General features: G+C 62.1%; 18 protein-coding genes. 8 read left to right on the top strand and 10 right to left on the bottom strand.

The features are described from left to right. Positions 1-165 precede the first annotated feature (165 nt). The 3 genes from LB547_RS25560 to LB547_RS25550 all read right to left on the bottom strand — a co-directional run bounded on the left by LB547_RS25560 (position 166) and on the right by LB547_RS25550 (position 2514). Positions 166-1137: a cupin domain-containing protein gene (locus LB547_RS25560; protein ID WP_140500993.1), complete on the bottom strand. Its 972-nt coding sequence runs from the start codon at positions 1135-1137 to the stop codon at positions 166-168. Positions 1138-1399: 262 nt separating this feature from the next. Further along, a complete protein-coding gene (locus tag LB547_RS25555; RefSeq protein ID WP_224519200.1) occupies positions 1400-2344 on the bottom strand; it encodes a 2-hydroxyacid dehydrogenase in 945 nt (314 codons plus the stop codon). After that, the gene (locus tag LB547_RS25550; protein WP_140646492.1) at positions 2317-2514 is read right to left on the bottom strand and encodes a hypothetical protein; all 198 of its coding nucleotides are present in this window, start codon (positions 2512-2514) and stop codon (positions 2317-2319) included. Before LB547_RS25550 ends, LB547_RS25555 begins: the two co-directional genes overlap by 28 nt. A gap of 301 nt (positions 2515-2815) precedes the next feature. Between LB547_RS25550 and LB547_RS25545 the strand changes: the two genes are divergently transcribed. Both LB547_RS25545 and LB547_RS25540 read left to right on the top strand, forming a co-directional pair. Next, positions 2816-3943 (top strand): iron-containing alcohol dehydrogenase, encoded by a 1128-nt coding sequence (locus LB547_RS25545; RefSeq protein WP_181178022.1) that lies wholly within the window; start codon positions 2816-2818, stop codon positions 3941-3943. A 40-nt stretch (positions 3944-3983) separates the two neighbouring features. Further along, positions 3984-4730, top strand: coding sequence for an SDR family oxidoreductase (locus LB547_RS25540; RefSeq protein ID WP_140500991.1), 747 nt, complete (start codon positions 3984-3986; stop codon positions 4728-4730). Between the two features lie 85 nt (positions 4731-4815). Here LB547_RS25540 and LB547_RS25535 read toward each other — a convergent pair whose 3' ends face one another. The 6 genes from LB547_RS25535 to LB547_RS25510 all read right to left on the bottom strand — a co-directional run bounded on the left by LB547_RS25535 (position 4816) and on the right by LB547_RS25510 (position 11204). Beyond that, complete coding sequence (locus LB547_RS25535) at positions 4816-5694, bottom strand: type II secretion system protein GspK (RefSeq protein ID WP_181167615.1); 879 nt, start codon at positions 5692-5694, stop codon at positions 4816-4818. 103 nt (positions 5695-5797) lie between these two features. Further along, positions 5798-6358 (bottom strand): prepilin peptidase, encoded by a 561-nt coding sequence (locus LB547_RS25530; protein ID WP_140500987.1) that lies wholly within the window; start codon positions 6356-6358, stop codon positions 5798-5800. After that, entirely contained in the window at positions 6355-8499 is a 2145-nt protein-coding gene (gene gspD / locus LB547_RS25525) for a type II secretion system secretin GspD (protein WP_224519202.1), read from the bottom strand. Before gspD ends, LB547_RS25530 begins: the two co-directional genes overlap by 4 nt. Positions 8500-8880: 381 nt before the next feature. Further along, entirely contained in the window at positions 8881-10158 is a 1278-nt protein-coding gene (locus tag LB547_RS25520; protein WP_140500983.1) for a TRAP transporter large permease, read from the bottom strand. Next, positions 10155-10700: a TRAP transporter small permease gene (locus tag LB547_RS25515; protein ID WP_181165438.1), complete on the bottom strand. Its 546-nt coding sequence runs from the start codon at positions 10698-10700 to the stop codon at positions 10155-10157. The genes LB547_RS25520 and LB547_RS25515 overlap by 4 nt, the downstream gene beginning before the upstream one ends. Positions 10701-10913: 213 nt before the next feature. Beyond that, positions 10914-11204 (bottom strand): DUF1330 domain-containing protein, encoded by a 291-nt coding sequence (locus LB547_RS25510; protein ID WP_140500979.1) that lies wholly within the window; start codon positions 11202-11204, stop codon positions 10914-10916. Between the two features lie 211 nt (positions 11205-11415). Here LB547_RS25510 and LB547_RS25505 point away from each other — a divergent pair, with 211 nt between their 5' ends. The 6 genes from LB547_RS25505 (at position 11416) to LB547_RS25480 (ending at position 16467) form a co-directional block, all read left to right on the top strand. Next, positions 11416-12225 carry an IclR family transcriptional regulator gene (locus LB547_RS25505; protein WP_140500977.1) on the top strand — a complete coding sequence of 270 codons (810 nt, stop codon included), beginning with the start codon at positions 11416-11418 and terminating at the stop codon, positions 12223-12225. Between the two features lie 79 nt (positions 12226-12304). Beyond that, positions 12305-12706, top strand: coding sequence for a DUF5681 domain-containing protein (locus tag LB547_RS25500; protein WP_224655968.1), 402 nt, complete (start codon positions 12305-12307; stop codon positions 12704-12706). Positions 12707-13186: 480 nt separating this feature from the next. After that, positions 13187-13768 carry a DUF2796 domain-containing protein gene (locus LB547_RS25495; RefSeq protein WP_140762951.1) on the top strand — a complete coding sequence of 194 codons (582 nt, stop codon included), beginning with the start codon at positions 13187-13189 and terminating at the stop codon, positions 13766-13768. Position 13769: 1 nt separating this feature from the next. Continuing rightward, positions 13770-14492: an ABC transporter ATP-binding protein gene (locus LB547_RS25490; RefSeq protein WP_140560832.1), complete on the top strand. Its 723-nt coding sequence runs from the start codon at positions 13770-13772 to the stop codon at positions 14490-14492. A gap of 47 nt (positions 14493-14539) precedes the next feature. Further along, entirely contained in the window at positions 14540-15745 is a 1206-nt protein-coding gene (locus LB547_RS25485) for an ABC transporter permease (RefSeq protein ID WP_224656325.1), read from the top strand. Continuing rightward, positions 15742-16467: a DUF3299 domain-containing protein gene (locus LB547_RS25480; protein WP_140525790.1), complete on the top strand. Its 726-nt coding sequence runs from the start codon at positions 15742-15744 to the stop codon at positions 16465-16467. Before LB547_RS25485 ends, LB547_RS25480 begins: the two co-directional genes overlap by 4 nt. A gap of 67 nt (positions 16468-16534) precedes the next feature. Here the strand turns inward: LB547_RS25480 and LB547_RS25475 are convergent, their stop codons facing one another. Continuing rightward, positions 16535-18274, bottom strand: a complete 1740-nt coding sequence (locus LB547_RS25475; RefSeq protein ID WP_140762954.1) for a GspE/PulE family protein — start codon at positions 18272-18274, stop codon at positions 16535-16537. Between the last annotated feature and the right edge of the window lie 504 nt (positions 18275-18778).

Here is an 18778-nt window from a genome sequence, read left to right as displayed (position 1 = left end):
CGCCGCTTCTGCTACGGCGCCGACGAGCCTCCGACGGGCGGTGTGATCAATTCTACGGCCACGATGAACGCGCCCCCGCGAATACACCCGGCCGATGCTCCCCCGCGCCAAAGTCAGGTCAGACCAACGGCCCGCCCTCACGATGAGGACGGGCCACCGGCAACATCAATCAAGCCATCCCTTGCCCGAGATCGGGGGCATCGGTGGGTTGGGCTGGCTGGCAGTCGGCGGCCAGTTATGCGTACCGGTCGGGAAGGGATTGATGGCAATCCGCGTGTCACTCCCCGGACAATAGTTCGCCGCCGAGTGCCACCGGCCGGCCGGGACATAGACAATGTCGCCGGCCTCCGAGACGAAGCCCGGCAGGCCTTCGAGGTTGTATTGGATCTGACCTTCCATGATGAACCAGAATTCACCATAGTTGATGTGCCTGTGTCCGAGCGCCGTGGGGGACTGCATATTGCAGTTGAACGCCTGGCCGCGGATGGCGTTAACGAACAAGCCAGGGGCGGTTACGAACGCGCCGCCCGAGGGCGAAGCAAGGAAATCCCTGAAAGTAGAATTGCCCGTCCCAAGGGCTTCTGCACCCGGATCCTGTCGCGTCAACGCCCAGGTCATCCCCGGCTGCGGCTTAGGCAAGGTTGCCGCCGCCTGCGGGTAAGTGATCTTGGCGTCCGCGGTGAAGACCTCGAAGTGCAAGGACGGCACCGCGCCGACGTTCTTCATCTGGAACTGCGTACGCGCGGGAACCTGGACCATAAAGCCTTTGGTGGCCGTAAACGGCGCCTCGCTCCCGATCGTGAACTCGACCGAACCTTCCCAGACAATGAAGGCCGCGCGGGTATCCGATATGAACATGGCCGGCGACTGATCACCGACCGCCAACTGAACCCATGAAGCCCGCAGGTGCGCGTCGCTGACGATCTCCTGGTGCCAAGTCTTGGACTGATTGGCGGGAGAAATCTTGGCGCGCACGTCGGCTATCGTCGTGTGTGGCTTGTTCGGGGCCTTGTATGGTGCCAGCGCCACCGGCTTTGGCGTCCAGGTGAACACCGTCTGTGCGAGCGCCGCGGTGGACGATACCGCCCCGATCGCCAGCGCGGCCACCACGGCCAATCCGCCTTTCCATAGGTTCATGAGAGTCACTCCTCCGTTTTCTGCTTGACCGATGGTGACACCGCGAATCTGACCGAAACCCCAAGCATCGACCGATCAGAAAAATCCACAATGTGGACGCGATGTCCAACAATGCATATTGGGCAGACTATTAATGGGTTGTCAACGCCTCACCGCGGCGCTTCAGGGCCTGTCGATCGGATGCTTGCCTGTTGGGTTAACGTGCATGGATCATAACGTCCGCTGACAGTGCAGGAGGCCTCGGCGGCTGATCGGAGGCTGTCTAGGGTACGGGTGTGATCGCCGCTCCACTCTGGAACCAGGCGATCACGTTCTGGGCCACGAGGTCCGCCATTGCGGTGCGCGTACTGACCGACGCGGACCCGATATGCGGCAGGATCGTCAGGTTATCGAGCGCCAGCAGGTCTTCGGAGACATTGGGTTCATCCGCGAGCACGTCGAGGCCGGCCGCCGCAATGGCTCCTGTGCGCAGGGCGCCGATCAGTGCATCCTCGTCCACGACGGTTCCGCGGCCTACATTGATGAACACGCCCTCGGGCCCGAGGGCGGACAGCACCTCGGCATTCACGCTGTTTGCGGTCGACGGGTCGCCCGGCACGATGGAGATGAGCACATCGACGGCACTGGCAAGTTCCAGCAGTGAAGGAAAGTAATCATACGCGACCCCCTCCGCCGGGCGCCGGCTGTGATAGGCAACAGGAAGCCCAAACGCTTCAACTCGTCGGGCGATGCAGCGACCGATCCGCCCCATTCCGTAGATGCCGACCCTGCGGTTCCGCAGTGTCAGACGGCTAAGCGGGTAGTCCGATGCTTTCCAGTGGCCCCCGCGAACGAAGGCTGCCGCCCTGGGTATCTCACGCACGACGCTGATAAGGAGCCCCAACGTGAGATCGGCGACCTCCTCGTTCAGGACATCAGGGGTGTTCGTGACGACGATATTCTTGCTTCGTGCGTAGGCAGCATCCACCGCGTCGTAGCCAACGCCGTAGCTGGCGATGATCTCAAGGTTGGGAAGGGCGTCTATGAACTGCCGATCGATTCTGGCGCGACAGGCCACGCCACGAATTGACGCCCGCACCTCCGGGGACAAACGGGCGTGAATGTCACAGTCAGGGGTTTCGACCAGGCTGAAATGCGTTCCGAGCATGCAGCGGGCATGCTCGTGCATCCAGCCTGGTATCAACACGGTGGCGGCGGGTTTCGACAAAGGCTTTCCTTCCGGTTCGGGGTGTCACTGCCGGCACGAATGGCCGCAGGTGAATCAGGGTTTTCGCACGGGAGGCCTTTGGATTGCGCAATGCGCCGATAGTGAGCCGCGGACTTGATTTTGGCTTCGAGTTCGCGGCGGCTGGCCAGTTTCTCCAGCGCAATCGGCATGTCAGCGGTTCCTGTACCACGTCCTCCAAGGTCGCCATCGATGTGACCATAATGTGGTCAACCTGCCCAAAACTTTGATAGGGGCCCGCGACCTCTTTGTCAAGGCGGCGGGAACGCCGCAACCAAAAGGGGGAGCTTGACAAGTGTGCAGTTCCACCCAATGCTTGGGCATATTGTCCATATTATGGACGAAGCGATTCCAAAAAGGTCGCGCGTTCGCATTCACCGGCTGCACGAATGTGCCGAATGCCAGGCGGTGGCTGCAGCGATGCATGTGCGGAATGTCAAGGAGAGTGGCAGCGTGAACAACATAAACTACCTTACAAATATCAATTTCGGGCTTGGAGCGGCCGAGTCACTGGCAGAAATTTTGGGCGAACTCGGCGTGTCCCGCCCTTTGGTGATCAGCGATCACGGCATCAAATCCGCTGGTTTGCTTGAGCGTCCGGTATTCGAGTTCCTGAGAACAGCGCCGATCTTCCTGGACGTTCCCTCCAACCCGACTGAGAGCGCAGTTGCTGCCGGTCTCGCGCTATACAGGCAAGGCGGCTGCGATGGGGTAGTGGCGATTGGCGGAGGCTCTCCGATCGACCTGGCCAAGGGCGTGGCGCTGCTTGCCACGCACGATGGTGAACTTGAGCGTTATGCAGCGATCCTGGGCGGGGTGGCACGCATCACTGGCGCGGTAGCGCCGCTTGTGGCCATCCCGACAACGGCGGGTACGGGGTCCGAAGTTGGACGCGCGGCACTGATTACACTGGATGACGGCCGGAAGCTCGGATTTATCAGCCCGTACCTCATCCCGCGCAGGGCGATCTGTGACCCGGGGTTGACGATGGGGCTCCCCCCGGCTCTGACGGCCTCGACAGGGCTCGACGCACTGTCGCATTGTATCGAGACATATCTTTCCCCCCGCTATAATCCGCCTGCCGAGGCAATTGCCACCGACGGCTTCCAACGGATATGGAAGGCTTTGCCTGTCGCCTACGCAGACGGCGCGAACGCGGAGGCGCGGACCGAACTCATGATGGGTGCCCTCGAAGGGGGCATGACGTTTCAGAAGGGGCTTGGCGCCGTCCATGCGCTTAGCCATGCATTGGGCGGTCTCAAGGAGGCTAAGCTCCATCATGGGACGCTCAACGCCATCCTGATGCCGACCGTCCTTCGGTGGAACGTGGAAGTTCAAGCCGTGGCTCAGAAGGTCGACTACCTCGAGCGCCTGGCGGGACTTGAACATACAACGCTCGCAGATGCACTGGACGGGTTGAACCGTAGTCTTGGCATTACGCCCAGATTGTCCGAACTGGGGGTTCCCCGGCACGTCATCGATTGGGTGTGTGAGCGAGCCATTGCAGACCACAGCCATCCCACAAATCCACGTTCGCTGACCAAGGAAGACTACGCCGCGATCCTTGAGACCGTTTTCTAGGCTGCGAATGCCCTCAAAGGAGGAGCGAGGAGGTAATTCCGTGAGACCGATCGTGATCGTAACGGGCGCAAGCCACGGCATCGGTGCCGCAACGGCGCGGCTGTTCGCCGTTGAAGGCTACGATGTTTGCATAAACTATCTTTCGGACGCTGCCGCTGCATCCGAAGTCGTTGAGCACTGCAAGGCCGCAGGCGCCCGCGCCATCGCGGTACAGGGAGACGTGGGCAAGAGGGAGGACATCGAGGCCCTGTTCAGTGCCTGCGACGATGCACTGGGGCGAGTGACCTGCCTGGTCAATAATGCCGGGATCATTGGGAAAGCCTGCAGAATCGATGAGTTGCAGCCCGCGGTGCTGGAAAACACCTTCAGGACCAACGTCTTCGCCGTCATGTACTGTATACAGGAAGCCGCGAAACGCATGTCCAACCGCAAGGGCGGCAGAGGCGGGACGATTATCAACATGTCTTCGCTCGCCGCCTTCCTCGGCAGCCCGAACGAATATGTGCATTATGCCGCAAGCAAGGGTGCAGTGGAATCCATCTCCATCGGCGCGGGGAAAGAACTGGCGCCGGAGGGCATCCGTGTGAATGCCATACGTGTCGGGACCACCAACACGCGGATACACACACAAGGCGGAAACCCCGAGCGACCAGCCAGGATTGCGGCGGCAACCCCCATGGGGCGCATCGCGGAGCCTGAAGACATCGCGCGCGCGGCCCTGATGCTTGCGTCTCCTGGCGCGGGGTTCATGACAGGCACCCTGATCACGGTGTCCGGGGGGCTCTGATGCTCCGCGGTCGGGATATTCCGCTGGGAGTGCCAGGCTGGCCTGGCACTCCTGCTGAGACCGGTCGCGCCCCATCCACGGGCATTCATTCCAGCTCAATTGCCGCGCGACGCCAGTCAAGCACTCTGTAAGGTGCCTCGTCCGCGTTCGATACAAGTATCAATGCCTCGAAAGATTCGCTGTAGCCGGACCGCAGGGTCGTCCTGAGATCGACGCGCCAGCTCGGTGCCGGCTTCAGTGTGTTGAAGGTCACCCCCGCCAGCGACTGATCGAGTTGCTCGCGCGACAGACGGCCGGCGTGGAAATCCTTGATCGCCTTTCGCACCGACGGCGGCAGGCCAGGAATATCGCCCAGCAGTCCATCATCGAGCGCTTCCAGGCGAACGCCGGCCAATCCGGAGGAGACGGTGACATAGGGTTCGATGGCGATGGCCATGTCGGGCGTTATTCCCGGGAAGGCGGCCAATTCGGAGACCGTCTGAAACAGCTTTGTGTCGTTTCCAGCCTGCTGCGGAGCGGAACCGGCCGGCTGTCCGTTCGCCGGAGTCGGCCGGGCGCGGTGGCCGATGATCTTTGTCGCCAGATCCTCCGCGGTTCCGGGAGCGGCGCCGGCGGCTCGCAACGCGCCAACGATCAGCGGCCGCTCGGCGGTGTTGAGATCGATCCGCAATGCTTCATTTCTCGCAGAGATGGAAGCGACCCCGGCCGGCAGGGTGATCGTGGACGAAATCTGATCGCTCAGCTTGCCCACACTGTCGGGCGGGCCGGCGCGGATCTCGGCCGCGGCCTGCGACAGCCCGGCTTCCGCCAGAATGCGCGCCGACGCCTTGTCTTCCGTGACGCGCACACTGGCCACGACCCCGGTCATCTGCACGCGAAGTATGACGGCAAGGAATCCCAGAAAAATCATGATCCACAGGACGCTGACGAGGATTGCACCTCGCCGGGTCGTTGCCGAGTTCATGCCCACTGCCGCAAGACCCATTTCGGCCCCATGCTTCGCCACGAAAGGTGACGCCACGATCGCGTCGAAATCAAGACTTCGCTCCCCGGCTCAAGCAATGTGATCACCATGCGGCGGGCAGCCACGCCCAGATGATGACCAGTGCCGGCGCGAGGAACGTTCCGAACGGAACGCGCGCCGCGGCACGGAGCGGGCGGCGCAAGCGAACCGCGCGGATGATGCTGAAGATGAAAGCCGCGACCGAAGCAAGCAGGATCTGGGCGCCGACGCCGGCCAGCCCGGCCAAGACGGTGGATACACCGATCAGCTTGATGTCGCCGAAGCCTATGCCGTCGCGGCCGCGCAGCCTCCCATACGCGACGTCGAACAGACACAGCAGGAGCATCAGGACGCCCCCCGGCCCGATGCGCCAGGCCAGCGCGGCGAAATCGCTCGCCTCGAACCACCAGTCGGCGAGCGCGACGACCAAGATGCCGGCCGTGTAGCGGTCAGGAATGAGCAAAGACGCAAGATCATGGACCGCGATTGCCGCGGCCAGAAGGCATAGCGCAAGCGCCGAAGCGACGACGAATGCGGGGCTTCCGATGACAGCCGGCACGGTAGCGGCGGCGAGCGCGACTGCGACGGCGGCGGTAGACCGACGCCGCGCCCTCAGAATCTTCATTCGATCATCGTCTTGGCCGGCCGCCGAAGCGGCACGTTTCTGGATGGCTCGTTCATCAGCCGCAATTGCGACCGCATCTCCTCCGCCACATGTTGCGCATCCATGCCGTCCTTCATGACCTGAGGCCGGATCAGGATGATCAGCTCCGTCCGCGTCGCGGAGTTCTGGTTGCTCCGGAAGGCGTCGCCGATGACGGGCAGATCGCCAAGCACCGGCACACCGTCGCGGCCGCGCTGCTGGCGTTCGCTGATCAGTCCGCCGAGCATCACGGTCTGGCCGCTGGTGACCGATACGGTCGAGCTGACCTTTCGTTGCGATATGGTCGGCGTCAGGGACTGGGCCTGGCTGCGCTGGACCGAGCTGATCTCCTGTTCGATGACGAGGCTGATCGTGCCGTTCCCGGTGATCCGGGGCAGAACCTTCAGGATCACGCCGGTATCGCGGAACTCGACGTTGTTGACGACCGGCGCTTCGGGATCGGTGACGGACTGCGCGGTGCGGGTGACGATCGGTATTTCATCACCGACCTGCAGCAAGGCGGGTTTGTTGTCGAGCACCACTACCGAGGGCGAGGAAAGCACCTTGACCTCGGTAACGCCGCGCAGCGCATCGATGACAACGCGCGGCTCGGTGTCGGGGCCAAGCAGCAGGTTGAAGCCCGGAAGCGTTCGCGACAGCACGGCCTTGCTGGCTTCCTGGAACAGACCGACCGATCCGTGGTTGCCGCCCACGCCGATATCATTGGATTTCAGGAAGAACTGCACGCCATAGCGCAGCTCGTTGGTCAGGGTGACCTCGGCTATCGTCGCTTCGATAGCGACCTGCTCTTGCGGCCGGTCGAGTGCGGTGATCGCCTGTTCGATCAGCCGTTGCTGGTCGGGCCGCCCGTAGATGAGAATGGTGTTGTTTTCGGGGTTCGCGGCGATGCGCACGCCGCTTTGCGACCCACCACCGCCCGGGATAGGCTGGTCGGTTTCGCCAGCGGGGGCCGGCAGGCTATCCGCCATGCGCTGATCCGGCGTCGCAGTGGCCGCCTGCGAACCGTTTGCGCCCTGATTCTGGCCGTCAGCCTGCGAGCCGGGCGGAAACTGCGAGGCCGGGTCTTCTGAAGCCGACGATGCCGGGGCGCCGTTGAATATTTCGTTGACCATCGATGCAAGGCGCCGTGGCTCCAGGTGCTGGACCTTGTACACCCGCAAATTGGAGGCAGACGCGTCGATCCGGTCGAGCCGCTCGATCCAGCTCGCCGCGCGCTGCAACTGGTTGCGCGTCTTCGCCACCACCAGAATCGCATTGCTGCGCTCGATCGGCTCGACCCTGATCGTGTTGCGTCCGCGACCGCCCTCCCCGATGTCGAGCACGCGGGTCAGCTCGGGCATCATGGTGGCCGCGCTGGAATTGTTGACAGGGAAAATGCCGACTGACTGGTCGGCCAGCCAGTCCTGGTCGAAAGAGCGCGCTGCTTCGATCGCCGCAGTCCGCTCCGCCGCCGTCCCCTGGAAGATCAGCGCGTTGCGGCTGGGATCCTCGCGCACCATGCCGGGACGGGCGACGAAGTTTTCGAGCAGCGGCAGGATCGTGCTGGCGGAAACGTTTTTCAGGGGAAACACCGTGACGGCGTAGCCAGGCTGGATGGTGGTGCCCGGATCGAGTTGGGCGGCTCCGAACGCTTCGTTCGCAGGTATCAGCCGCAGACGGTCGCTTTCGCGCATCATGGCCACGCCGCTGCTGTGCAGCGCGGACTCGAACATGGTGAGGATTTCCGCGGCCGGCGTAGGCTTCGACGTCGTGATCGATACCTTGCCCGCGATTCTGGGGTCGAGCGAGTAGCTGATCCCCAGCACCTCGCCCAGCACCGTGCGGGCCGCGACTTTGATCTCGGCCTCCTCGAGGTTGACCTCGAACTTTTCGCCGCTCAGCCGCTCGAGCGACTTGCGCTCGCCGGCAGTCAGCTGCTGTTGGTATCCGTAGTATACTTCACCCTGCCGGTTGTTCTGCGTGCGGCCGAAGCCGAGCCTCGACAGAAAACCGCCGCCGGAAGGTTTGCGCGCACTCAAATCTGCGTTCGCGACCTTGTCCAGGGCATCCGGCCGCGCGGCAACGTCTCCAAGATAATCACCAGTGGAGGTACACGCGGCCACTACCGCCAAGAGGCAGGCCGCCGCGCCTCTGCGAACCCACACGGAACAGGCATTTGGGGCACTGCCTTGCCGACCTACGCTCACCTACACACCCAACCCAAGCCTACGCCCGGCGCCTCGGGAAAGTACCGTTCTATGACGCTTGAAAACCACAAGGCACGCTTTCTGCTTCCCGCTTGGACACCGTACACCTCGTCGACCTCGGTCAGCCCGAGGTAGGTGAAGAACTCGAACTTATGCCGCGATTCGACATGGACCTGCGCCAGCGGCTGCAACTCCTCCCGCGTCAGGGCCCCGCCGACGTCGTCGTTGAGGCCCTGCTCGCATGGGCGGCAAAGCCATCGTCGAATGTTCAGCCTAACTCCTCCACGGTTGGGATTCTCAATGGAACCAGCCCGCTGGCACGGTCACCAATGCCGGGAACAGAACCAGCAGCACGATGAGGACCATCTCGGCCAGAAGGAAAGGCCACACACCTCTCAGGGCCGACCCCATTGAAACTTTGCTGATTCCGCACACCGTGTTGAGGACAGTTCCGACAGGGGGCGTAATCATGCCGACCGCGGCGGTCATGATGAACATGACCCCAAAATAGATCGGGTCGATCCCGGCCGCCGTTACGAGCGGCATGAGGATGGGTACCAGTATGGTGATCGAAGGTGCGAAATCGAGCACCATGCCGATGACAAAGATCGCCAGAACGATCATGGCCATCAGCAGGATCGGCATATCGATGAAAGGACTGAGGAGAGTAACGAGCTGGGCGGGCAGACTGGCGATCGTCATCATGAAGCCGGTGACCACGGAGGCTGCCACCAGCAGCATGATTACTGCCGTCATTCGACCGGCGTCGAGCAGCGCGTCAAAGAGCAGCCGCGGCGTCAGCTCCCGATAAACAACCAGCCCCACGAACAGTGCATAGAAGGCTGCAACGACGCCGGCCTCCGTGGGGGTGAAGATGCCGAACCGCAGTCCGACCAGGATAATCACCGGCAGCATCAACGCCCAACCGGCGGTCAGAATGGCTTTCGGGATGTCCCTGCGCGGGAGTTTGGGCTGGACCGCCGACGTTTCCTTTCTGGAGACGATCCACCAAGTCACCACTAGGCTCAGCCCCATCAGGATCCCTGGCACGATTCCGGCGAGGAATAAGCCGACGATGGAAATGTTTGCGGTGACGCCCAGGATGATGAATCCGACAGAGGGCGGGATCACGGGGGCAATGATGCCCGTCGCCGCCATCAAGCCCGAGGCGCGACTCATGCTGTAGCCCGCATCGCGCATAAGAGGGATCAGCATGACGGCAAGCGTCGCCGTATCCGCGATTGCCGATCCGGAGAGGCTGGCCATCAGCAAGCCCGTGCCGATGACCACGTAACCGAGGCCGCCACGTATGTGACCGAAGAGCGCCAGGGCCACGTTCACGATGCGGCGGGAGAGGCCGCCGGCGTTCATGAGCTCGCCGGCAATGAGAAAGAACGGGATCGCCATCAGCGGATAGCTGTCAGCGCCATTGACCAGCCTCTGCGCCAGAATCTGTGCATCCAGATTTCCCATCAGCATCATCATCGCGACGCCCGACAGCATCAGGGCGAAGGCGATTGGAATCCCGATGCCCATTGCACCGAGGAGTGAACCTATGAAGACCAAGCCGCTCACGGTGTTTTCTCCGAAACTAGCGCGGGGGACACGGCCGGTGGCGGCACATCGATCTCTGCTCCCGACCACGGGGCGGGCAGGATGCCGCGCAGCGAGCGCCACAGATCAAGAAGGAGGATCAGAGCCATCATGATGGCAGCGGTAATACCCGCGGCGTAGATGGCCCCGACGGGAATTCCCGACAGTGCTTGGACGTTGCCCCATTCGATCACGGTGAGTGACCAGCTGCCTTGTGCCAGGAGCCAGCAGCACCAAAGCATCAAGCCATACGAAACAAGAAAGCAGACGAAGCGCGCCCTGCGAGGCAACCGGACCACCAATGAGTCGACGCCGAGATGCGCGCCCTTGGCTAGGGCCACCACGGATCCCATAAAGATGATCCAGACGAGGACCACACGGGAGACTTCAACGGCAAACGGAATGCCTGAGCTGAAGCCGTAGCGTAGCACGACATTTGTAAAGATTAGGATGCTGATGACGGCCATGCCGACGACGACGAAGACGTCAAAAGCCTTGAAAAGCCACTGTAACGGCGTGGTCATAACTGCTCCCAAAAGGTTGTGCGCGCATGCATCGATCCTTGCGGCACTCTGACGAGAATCCGCAGACCGTGAGCAGGGAGCCTCCAGCATGCTGATGGGGTAGAAACACCCAATCGCGTGATGAAGGCCTGTCCTGCTCATCCGGTCGAACAGCGCAGGGGTAAAGCCAACGATCCCTCCAACCAGTAGGAGGTCCCGGGCGAGCTTCCGGTGTCAGACACCTTCCACCACGGCCAGATGTGCCTTGGCATGCTTCTCGCGGGCCTTGATCGCCGTCTGATACTCTGGAGAGTTGTAGCAGGCGAGAGCGGTCTCGTAGTCCCTGAACTCGATGACCGCCAGGCGGTTCGCGTGAGGGCCCTCCATGACCTGGCTCGTTCCCGCGCGAACGACGAAGGACGCCCCGTATTTGTCGAATGCTGCCTTGTTCAAGGCAATGTATTCTTTATAGCCCTCATGGTCCGCGATATCGACCATTGCAACCCAGTATCCTTTTTTGGTCATCTGCTTCCTCTCCCACAGAAATTCCCATACCCTCTCGCGGAAGATACGGACGTCCCGATGCATTCAAATTCGCCACAAGTGCGTTTGCCGTTGATCCTCCTCGATCACACGGCTAGAACCGAAACTACGACGCTGACTACAATATGGACAGCTTGTCCAAAAGCGTGTAGTACCACCATGTTTCGTTGTCAAGCTTGCAAGGAGATGCGCCATGGGCCTAAGTGAGCTCCAGGACGAAGCCGATGAGAGAGCTTCTACTCACGTGCAGGGAGCGGCCTCGTTCTCGAAGTTCATCACGGTGCTGCAGATCATCGCGGATGCCCCTGGAACCTTGGACATTGCCCAACTGACAAAGTGCGCGCCATTTCCCCGGGGGACGGTCTACCGTCTCGTTTCGGCGCTCACGGCGGAGGGACTCATCACACAGTCGGGAGAGGGTGGAACGTTCCGCTTGGGGCCGCGCCTCCTCCAGCTTGCTGCCAAGACCTGGGAGGACTCCGACTTGCGGACGATCGCCAGGGATTTTCTGGTTTCGCTCCGCGACGCAACCGATGAGGCGGTTCACCTTGCGGTGCCCAGCAACAACCGGATGGTCTACATAGACAAGTTGGTGGGCTCCAGCAGGGTTCAGATGAAAACCAGCATTGGCGGCCAGGTTGAACTTCACTCGACATCCGTGGGTAAGGCGTGGCTGTCTGGTCTGCCAGACCAGCGGCTGTTGGAAGTCATCAAGAGCCTGGATCTGAGACGCCATACCGCCAAGACGTTCACGACACCCGAAGCGCTGTTCGATGAGTTGAAGCGGACGCGCGAGCAAGGGTTCGCGTTCGATGACGAGGAGAACGAACCGGATATCCGCTGTCTCGGCAGCCCGATCTTCAATCGTTCGGGGGAACCGATCGGAGCGGTCAGCATCAGCATGCCGGTGTACCGGCACGACGCTCGGCGCCACGAGCTCTGCGCAAGGCTGGTGCGTCAAACGGCGAAACAGATCAGTGGCGAATTGTCCAGGATGGTGTAGCGCCGGGCGCGCCACCGCGTCCATCGCCACCATCGACGTGCCGCTTTAACGGCATCGCTATCATTCGACGCTGAGGAAGATGGCTGATCCAACAGCACCGAAACAGCCTTGGGGTCCGTTCAAGCCAGGTCAGTCCGGAAACCCGGCAGGCAGGCCCGAACGGGCCCACAACAAGCTCGTTGAAGCATGCCTCGAGGACATGCTCGCGGAGTGGGAGGCCAACGTGCCAGCAGCCATTGGCAAGAAGCGAGAGGAAAAGCCAGACGCACACCTCGAAGTCGTCGCTTCGATCCTGCCGCGAGACTTGCCGTACCAGATCGACAAGCGGCAGCCCTTCGTCGATGCCTTCGCCCACCGCTACAACCGTCACAGGCCACACGACGCTCTCGACGAATCAACTGAGCCGAGTATCTCAAGACCTTCAGCGGCGCGCCCCGCAGGCCTCCTCACATGTCTTGAACCAGGACATCCTCCAGGATGACACCAAGCGAACTCACTGTGCCGGAATGGCTGCGACGATCTCAGGCGATAGCCTGGGTGACATTGCTTGGCATGCTCTTCCATATCGCATTTGCTTTCGGACACATCGATGGCCCGACGCATAGAAACGGCTTGCTCTTATCCAGCTTCGAGCGGTCGCTCGCAGGATCCGGAGAAGGGCCCGCGTCGGGGCACCACGACGACAAGTCCCAGGGCCGTTGTGACATATGCATCATCGGCTCCATGGGAGCCGCACTGCCGGCGCCTGCGGCAGTTCATGTCCCTTCCGAGCTCACCTTCTACACGATCGACTGGGTCGCGACTGCGGCGCGCCCGGACACCATAGAACTCTCTTCACACTACGATATCCGCGGCCCTCCGCGAGCTTGAATGGATGGCTGAACTGCCGCTTCTCGCGGTCGCGCCACGCGCCGAAACTTGTGATGGCGGCTAATGACCATATCGATCTGGAGAGACAGAGATGGGATTGCATCACCACACCGGGACGTTGTTTGCCGCTGGCATGTTTATTGTTATTTCGACGGCGCACGCAGAAGAAGATCGTCGAGAGCTTGGACCACATGTTCATGGACACGGGACATTGGCGATCGCTTTCGAGGCCAACAATGTTCAGATGGAGCTCGCTGCCCCTGGCATGGATATTGTCGGGTTTGAGCACGAAGCTGAAACCGCGGAGCAGAAGAGCACCGTCGAGACCGGGCTCGCCGACCTTAAGGAACCCTTGAAGCTCTTCGCGATGCCCGACTCCGCAGGGTGCACCGTCACCTCCGCCGACGTCAAAGTCGTCGCGGAAGAACATGAGGACCACCCTGCTACCGCGGAGGCTGGTGAGGCCGCGGGTTCTGAAGAGCACGGGGCCCATCACACCGAGTTCCGAGCAACTTATGCTCTCGCCTGCGCGGATACTGCCCAGGCCGCGTGGCTCGACTTCCCCTTCTTCGATCGCTTCGCCGGATCCGGGAAACTCGGCGTGACGGTCGTCGATGCCAATGGACAGACCGCTTTCGAGGTGTCCCGCGAGGCGCGCTATCTGGAGAGATGAGATGAACGCGGACGCCGCGACGGACGCCGTGCGCTTGCACGGCGTCGAATACAGGTGGAACGCGCGAGACCCGTTTTGCCTCTCAATCGGCGAGTTCGAAGTTTCCCGCGGTGAGCGTCTTCTGCTGCTTGGCGCATCCGGTAGCGGAAAATCGACGCTCCTCAGCTTGCTGACAGGCATCGCGTTGGCGCAAGCTGGGCGCTTGGAAGTCCTCGGGCAACGGCTTGACGAATTGAGCGGCAGCGGGCGCGATCGGTTTCGGGCGGAACATTTTGGCATCATCTTTCAGATGTTCAATCTTCTTCCCTACGGCGCCGTCATCGACAATGTGCTGTTACCGCTCAGCTTCGCACCGGAACGTCGCGCCCGCGCAAATGCCGCGGGAGGCGCGGAGAGCGAAGCCCGGCGCCTCTTGTCGGCCCTGGGACTTCCGGCGGATATCGGGCAGCAGACGGCGGCCACCCTGAGCGTCGGTCAGCAGCAACGCGTCGCGACGGCGCGGGCGCTCATCGGCTCCCCCGATATTGTTGTCGCCGACGAGCCTACATCGGCTCTCGACGACGATCGGCAGCAGGATTTTCTCGACCTGCTGTTCGGCCAGATCGAGGCCACAAAGGCAACTCTGATCATGGTCAGTCACGACCGCCGCTTGGCGCAGCATTTCACGCGGGCGATCCATCTCAACGACATCCTTACAACGTCGAAAAGCCGAGCCCGGGCATGATTGTCGCACGTCTCGCTCTGCAATCGCTGCGCAACCGCTGGATCACGGTGTTGCTGACGATCCTTTCGATCTCCGTCAGCGTCATGCTTCTGCTCGGTGTCGAGAAAGTCCGCAGTGGCGCGCGAGACAGCTTTGCCGGGACCGTGTCTGGTGCGGATCTGGTCATTGGCGCCCGATCGGGTGCCATGCAGCTCCTTCTCTACTCGGTGTTCCGCATTGGCAACGCGACCAACAATGTCACCTGGCGCAGCTACGAAGACATCGTTTCGCGCCCGCAGGTAGCCTGGGCAATTCCGCTTTCACTTGGCGACAGCCATCGCGGCTTTCGCGTCATCGGGACGACTCCGGATTACTTCGAGCACTTCCAATATCGCGGCGGCCAGGCCTTGACGTTTGCTGCAGGCGCACCCTTTGACGACCTGTTCGATGTCGTCCTCGGCTCGGATGTTGCGAGCCGGCTTGGCTATTCCATCGGCGACAAGATCACTGTCGCGCACGGTGCGGGCTCCCTTGGGCCGCAGCATGACGACCTCCCGTTTCGCGTGTCCGGCATACTGTCACGTACCGGCACGCCGGTGGACAAATCCCTCCATGTCAGTCTTAAGGCTATCGAGGCCATTCATGTCGACTGGCGGTCCGGTTCACGGATCCCGGGACAAGTTACACCGGCCGACCGTCTGCGGCAGATGACCATTGCTCCGAAGGCGGTAACCGCCGCGATCATCGGCTTGAAGTCGCGCCTGCAAGTCATCGGGTTCCAGCGCGGCGTGAACGAGTACAGGGCCGAGCCTCTTTCGGCTGTGCTGCCGGGGGTCGCCTTGCAGGAGATGTGGGGACTGGTCGCCACCGCCGAGACCGCATTGCTTGGCGTCTCCGCGATGGTCGTGGTGACCTCGATGCTCGGCTTGTCGGCAATGATCCTGTCGACGCTCAACGAACGACGGCGTGAGATCGCGATATTGCGCTCGCTGGGGGCAAGACCCGGCACGGTTGCAGGCCTTCTTGTCGGAGAGGCTACCTTGCTGACGGTGGCGGGAATCGCAATCGGTACGGCGGCACTTTATGCGGTCCTGGTGGTGGCCCGCCCGCTTGTTGACAGACAGTTCGGCGTCGACATCGGCATTCAGCCTCCGTCCACGACCGATGCCCTGTTGTTGTTGGCAATATTGATCGGCGGGATGGCCGCCGGGTTCCTGCCGGCCTGTCGCGCCTACAGGATGTCACTCGCAGATGGCATGATGGTGAGAACATGAAGACTTCCGGATTCCTCGGCAACGCGAGGTCGATGTTGCGCTGCATCGCTCTCATCCTGGCCGTTTTGGGCGCGGGCTGCGGCGCGGCATTCAGCGAGGCCGCAACCCAGCTGAAATGGGAGATGCTGATCCCGCCGACAGAACCGCTGGCAAATTTCCCGGACGCACTTCCTTTTGAGCAGCAGGAGGCCCTGAGAAATGTCCTATACTGGAAAGGTCACCCGTCGGGCGAGTTGAGCGAAGAGTTTGCCCTTCAGCGCGACGAAGCCAAAAAAAGGGTCGACGCCGACAGGGAGAAACTTGCAAAGCAAGGCGTCGATCTTGATGCGCTTTACGAACGATACGTCGCCTGGGCTACAGAGATCGAGAGGCGTGGAACCCTCACCGAGAAGAAGTTGGACGGCGCGCAGGTAGCCATCGCCGGCTATCTGCTGCCCCTGGATTTTGATCCGAACGGTACGACGGAGTTCCTACTTGTCCCCTATTTTGGTGCGTGCATCCATGAGCCGCCACCGCCGCCGAACCAGGTGATCTACTTGAAATCCACCGCTCCGTACGCACCTGCGGCCCTGTTCGAGGGCGTGATGATAACCGGTACGATGCGCGTGCAGTCCGAAAGGAAAGACCTCTCCTTTGTGGACGGTTCAAGCGAAGTTGCTTCGGGCTACGTCCTGGAGGGCGACAGCATCGAGCCCTATCAAGGCGAGGGTGGCGGGCAATAGTCCCGCGGAGGCAATGCCAACCGCCAGTCCGCTGGTCGGAGGCAGGCGCGTCCGTGGATGGATGCGCTCAGCGAAACCCGGTGACCCTGAGCACCTCCGCCGGCGAGGTGAGACCTTGCCCTGCCTTCCTGGCACCGTCATGCGCCATCGTGCTCATGCCCCGCTCCAGCGCGAGCGCTTCGATCCTGGAGTGGTCTGCTCCTTGTGAAGCGAGCTCGATGATAGCTTCCTCTAGGACCAGGATCTCGAACACGGCGATGCGGCCTCGATACCCCGTGCCGTTGCAACGGCCGCAGCCCACTGCGTTGAACACTTTCTGGCCTTGGGAGAACCCGACGGCCTGGTAGCGCGAGTCGGAGGAGAAAGTCTCGGCCGAAAGAATTCCTTCCTGCTTGCAGTGATCGCAGAGCCGCCGCAACAGGCGCTGGGAGATGATGCCGCGGACGGCGCCGACCAGCAGATAGGTCTCGACACCCAGGTCGCGCATACGCGTGAAGGCCGCCGCCGCGGTGTTCGCGTGGACGGTGGTGAGAACGAGGTGTCCGGTGAGCGCTGCCTGGACGGCGGCCCGTGCCGTCTCGCCGTCGCGTATCTCGCCGACCAGGATCACGTCGGGGTCCTGTCGCACAAACGTCCGGATCGCGGATGAGAAGGTGATGCCGATCGCCGAGTTGATCTGCGACTGCACGATGCCGGGGATCTGGTACTCGACGGGATCCTCGATGGTCACGATCTTGCGGCCCGGATCGTTTAGCTTCGAGAGCGCGGCGGCGAGCGTCGTCGTCTTGCCGCTGCCGGTCGGGCCGGCGACGGCGATCATTCCATGGGTGTGCTCAAGGAGCCGGTCCAGCGTCTGCCGTTCTTGGTCATCCAGGCCCACGCCCGCGAAATCGAGCAGGACGCTGTCGCGGTGCAGGATGCGCATGACGACGGTCTCGCCATGGATGGAGGAGAGGGTGGCAACGCGCAGTTCGACTTCGCGGTCGCCGATGGGAAGGCGCATCGCACCATCCTGAGGCTTGCGGCGCTCGGTGATGTCGAGGCCGGCGAGAACCTTGATTCGCGACACGATCGCATCGCCCATTTCGTGCGGCGGCGGAGGCATGATCCGCAAGACGCCGTCGATACGGAAACGCATCACGAGCCGTCCGCGCATCGGTTCGAGGTGGATGTCGGTTGCCCTCAGGTCGAGCGCGCGCCGGAAGATGTCGTCGACGACAACCACAACCGGCGCGCCGCTCGCGAGATCCCGCAGGCTTGCGATAGCCGCTTCGGAGGTTGCTCCTTCGCCGGTGGCCTGGGCAACATCCTGGGTGCCGGAAAGGCGTTCCAGGCAGGATTCCAGGTCGGGTGCGGGAACCACGCAGACCTCGACGTCACCGTCGAGAACGGATCGCAGCGCCTCTATCGGGTCTGCGTCTCCGGGGTGGAGAACCCCTATGACGGCGCTCCCGTCAGGCGCCGTGAGCGGCGCGATCCAGTTCTCCACAAGAAATCGGTTTGAGAGATTCTGCGCGACGGGCCTGTAGTCGGCGAGTTGGTGCCGGTCGAGAAGCCGCACGCCATAATAGGACGATAGGAAGCCTGCGAGGGCATCGGCGTCGACGATCTGCGCTTCGATCAGGCGGTGCAGGTCGGAGGCTCGCGAGGCCGTGCTCTCACCGAAAAGGCCCCGCGTAGCCTCTCGGCTCGCCAGTCCGGCATCGGCCATGGACGACAAGAGCGAGTGTAAGTCTGTAAGCCTTGGGTTCATTGAACGTACCTGTCGCACTTGACCCTTGAGCACAATGGACGCCGGCTTGCGCATGCCGAATCCAGCTGTCGGCTTAGTCCGCAGAGCGGTCTGCCTGACGTACGATTCCGGATCCGGCGGTTCCCGGAAAGCTGCGCCAGACCAGAAGGCTGTGCGGTATAGGTGTCAAGAGCCCGTGCCCGTCTACTCCCACCAGACGGTGGACCGGGTGCCACACGAGGTAGCGATTGAGAATCTTTCGCTACACCCACATATCGCCGCCAATATTGCGGAACCCCACTCGACCAAGGCAAGCGTCACGCCCGCCAGCAGCTGGTGGGAAATCGTCATGACCCATGCGACCGTGATGATCGTAGCCGAGGGCCGCTTCGGCCGAGGAAGGATATCTTGGCCGCAAAGGCAGACTGCGCCGCGTTGAAATGAGCAGGCTTGGAGTGGCTGGAGCCCTTCCCGCTTCATCGCCTTGCCGGGCGTATCAATCTCAGTGATCCATGGCCTTGACGATTTCCTCGGTCATCTTCTTGGCGTCGCCGAGCAGCATCATGGTGCCGTCCTTGT

The sequence above is a fragment of the Mesorhizobium sp. B264B1B genome (assembly GCF_020165765.1).
Taxonomy (GTDB): domain Bacteria; phylum Pseudomonadota; class Alphaproteobacteria; order Rhizobiales; family Rhizobiaceae; genus Mesorhizobium.
This window is presented reverse-complemented; position numbering and strand designations above follow the sequence as displayed.

What these genes read in the sequence shown, in the direction of transcription:
- LB547_RS25560 (WP_140500993.1), bottom strand. Translation starts at nt 1,137, where the DNA reads ATGAACCTATGGAAAGGCGGATTGGCCGTGGTGGCCGCGCTGGCGATC.
- LB547_RS25550 (WP_140646492.1), bottom strand. Translation starts at nt 2,514, where the DNA reads ATGCCGATTGCGCTGGAGAAACTGGCCAGCCGCCGCGAACTCGAAGCC.
- LB547_RS25535 (WP_181167615.1), bottom strand. Translation starts at nt 5,694, where the DNA reads ATGAACTCGGCAACGACCCGGCGAGGTGCAATCCTCGTCAGCGTCCTG.
- LB547_RS25530 (WP_140500987.1), bottom strand. Translation starts at nt 6,358, where the DNA reads ATGAAGATTCTGAGGGCGCGGCGTCGGTCTACCGCCGCCGTCGCAGTC.
- LB547_RS25515 (WP_181165438.1), bottom strand. Translation starts at nt 10,700, where the DNA reads ATGACCACGCCGTTACAGTGGCTTTTCAAGGCTTTTGACGTCTTCGTC.
- LB547_RS25510 (WP_140500979.1), bottom strand. Translation starts at nt 11,204, where the DNA reads ATGACCAAAAAAGGATACTGGGTTGCAATGGTCGATATCGCGGACCAT.
- LB547_RS25505 (WP_140500977.1), top strand. Translation starts at nt 11,416, where the DNA reads ATGGGCCTAAGTGAGCTCCAGGACGAAGCCGATGAGAGAGCTTCTACT.
- LB547_RS25500 (WP_224655968.1), top strand. Translation starts at nt 12,305, where the DNA reads ATGGCTGATCCAACAGCACCGAAACAGCCTTGGGGTCCGTTCAAGCCA.
- LB547_RS25495 (WP_140762951.1), top strand. Translation starts at nt 13,187, where the DNA reads ATGGGATTGCATCACCACACCGGGACGTTGTTTGCCGCTGGCATGTTT.
- LB547_RS25490 (WP_140560832.1), top strand. Translation starts at nt 13,770, where the DNA reads ATGAACGCGGACGCCGCGACGGACGCCGTGCGCTTGCACGGCGTCGAA.
- LB547_RS25480 (WP_140525790.1), top strand. Translation starts at nt 15,742, where the DNA reads ATGAAGACTTCCGGATTCCTCGGCAACGCGAGGTCGATGTTGCGCTGC.
- LB547_RS25475 (WP_140762954.1), bottom strand. Translation starts at nt 18,274, where the DNA reads ATGCGCAAGCCGGCGTCCATTGTGCTCAAGGGTCAAGTGCGACAGGTA.